A 2,751-nucleotide genomic window follows, 5' to 3' on the forward strand; every position below is an offset into this window, starting at 1 on the left:
TATTCGTTACGGTTGCATCGTTGTCGTCACAGTCTTCTGATGTCGGAACTCCATCACAATCGGCATCGTTGACATTGGTGTTCGTTACGGTAGCATCATTGTCATCACAGTCTTCCGAAGTTGGAACGCCATCACAATCTGCATCGTTGACGTTAGTGTTTGTTACAGTAGCATCGTTGTCGTCACAATCCTCAGATGTCGGGACTCCGTCACAATCGGCATCGTTTACATTGGTGTTCGTTACGGTTGCATCGTTGTCATTACAATCCTCAGACGTTGGAACGCCGTCACAATCTGCATCGTTTACGTTAGTGTTCGTTACGGTAGCATCATTGTCATCACAATCTTCACTTGTTGGAACGCCATCACAGTCTGCATCATTTACGTTAGTATTCGTTATGGTAGCATCATTGTCATCACAATCCTCAGATGTTGGAACGCCATCACAATCGGCATCGTTGACATTGGTATTCGTTATGGTAGCATCATTGTCGTCACAGTCTTCACTTGTTGGAACTCCATCACAATCGGCATCGTTGACGTTAGTGTTCGTTACAGTCGCGTCATTGTCATCACAATCTTCCGAAGTCGGGACTCCGTCACAATCGGCATCGTTAACATTGGTGTTCGTTACGGTTGCATCGTTATCATCACAATCTTCTGATGTTGGAACGCCATCACAATCGGCATCGTTAACATTAGAATTGGTGTTCGTTGCATCGTTATCATCACAATCCTCAGATGTTGGAACACCATCACAATCTGCATCGTTGACGTTAGTGTTTGTTACAGTCGCATCGTTGTCGTCACAATCCTCAGATGTCGGGACTCCGTCACAATCGGCATCGTTTACATTGGTATTCGTTATGGTAGCATCGTTGTCGTCACAGTCTTCACTTGTTGGAACTCCATCACAATCTGCATCGTTAACATTGGTATTCGTTACAGTTGCATCATTGTCATCACAGTCTTCACTTGTTGAAACTCCATCACAATCGGCATCGTTTACGTTAGTGTTCGTTACAGTCGCGTCATTGTCATCACAATCTTCCGAAGTCGGGACTCCGTCACAATCGGCATCGTTGACATTGGTATTCGTTACAGTTGCATCGTTGTCGTCACAGTCTTCTGATGTCGGAACTCCATCACAATCGGCATCGTTTACATTGGTGTTCGTTACGGTAGCATCGTTATCATCACAGTCTTCTGATGTCGGAACACCGTCACAATCGGCATCGTTAACATTAGTATTCGTTACGATAGCATCGTTGTCATCACAATCTTCAGATGTTGGAACACCATCACAATCTGCATCGTTTACATTGGTGTTCGTTACGGTCGCATCGTTGTCATTACAATCCTCAGACGTTGGAACGCCGTCACAATCTGCATCGTTTACGTTAGTGTTTGTTACAGTCGCATCGTTGTCGTCACAATCCTCAGATGTCGGGACTCCGTCACAATCGGCATCGTTTACATTAGAATTGGTGTTCGTTGCATCGTTATCATCACAATCTTCTGATGTTGGAACGCCATCACAATCCGCATCATTTACATTGCTGTTTGTGTTTGTTGCATCGTTGTCGTCACAGTCTTCACTTGTTGGAACTCCATCACAATCGGCATCGTTGACGTTAGTATTCGTTACGATAGCATCGTTGTCATCACAATCTTCAGATGTTGGAACACCATCACAATCTGTATCGTTGATATTGGTATTCGTTGCGGTTGCATCGTTGTCATCACAGTCTTCACTTGTTGGAACACCATCACAATCTGCATCGTTGACATTGGTATTCGTTACAGTTGCATCGCTGTCGTCACAGTCTTCACTTGTTGGAACGCCGTCACAATCGGCATCGTTAACATTGGTGTTCGTTACGGTCGCATCGTTGTCATTACAATCCTCAGACGTTGGAACGCCATCACAGTCTGCATCGTTTACATTGGTGTTCGTTACGGTAGCATCATTGTCATCACAATCCTCAGATGTTGGGACTCCGTCACAATCGGCATCGTTTACATTGGTGTTCGTTACGGTTGCATCGTTATCATCACAATCCTCAGATGTTGGGACTCCGTCACAATCGGCATCGTTTACATTGGTGTTCGTTACAGTTGCATCGTTATCATCACAATCCTCAGATGTGGGGACGCCATCACAATCTGCATCGTTGACATTGGTATTCGTTACGGTTGCATCGTTGTCGTCACAGTCTTCTGATGTCGGAACTCCATCACAATCGGCATCGTTGACATTGGTGTTCGTTACGGTAGCATCATTGTCATCACAGTCTTCCGAAGTTGGGACGCCATCACAATCTGCATCGTTGACGTTAGTGTTTGTTACAGTAGCATCGTTGTCGTCACAATCCTCAGATGTCGGGACTCCGTCACAATCGGCATCGTTTACATTGGTGTTCGTTACGGTTGCATCGTTGTCATTACAATCCTCAGACGTTGGAACGCCGTCACAATCTGCATCGTTTACGTTAGTGTTCGTTACGGTTGCATCGTTATCATCACAATCCTCAGATGTTGGAACTCCATCACAATCGGCATCGTTAACATTGGTATTCGTTACAGTTGCATCATTGTCATCACAGTCTTCACTTGTTGAAACTCCATCACAATCTGCATCGTTTACATTGGTGTTCGTTACGGTAGCATCATTGTCATCACAATCTTCCGAAGTCGGGACTCCGTCACAATCGGCATCGTTAACATTGGTGTTCGTTACGGTTGCATCGT

General features: G+C 45.0%; 1 pseudogene. It reads right to left on the minus strand.

What is annotated here, in order from left to right:
• Positions 1 to 2,751: pseudogene (locus EAX61_RS16500) on the minus strand (hypothetical protein); the annotation flags it as partial.

Source organism: Dokdonia sinensis (assembly GCF_003688895.1).
GTDB lineage: Bacteria > Bacteroidota > Bacteroidia > Flavobacteriales > Flavobacteriaceae > Dokdonia > Dokdonia sinensis.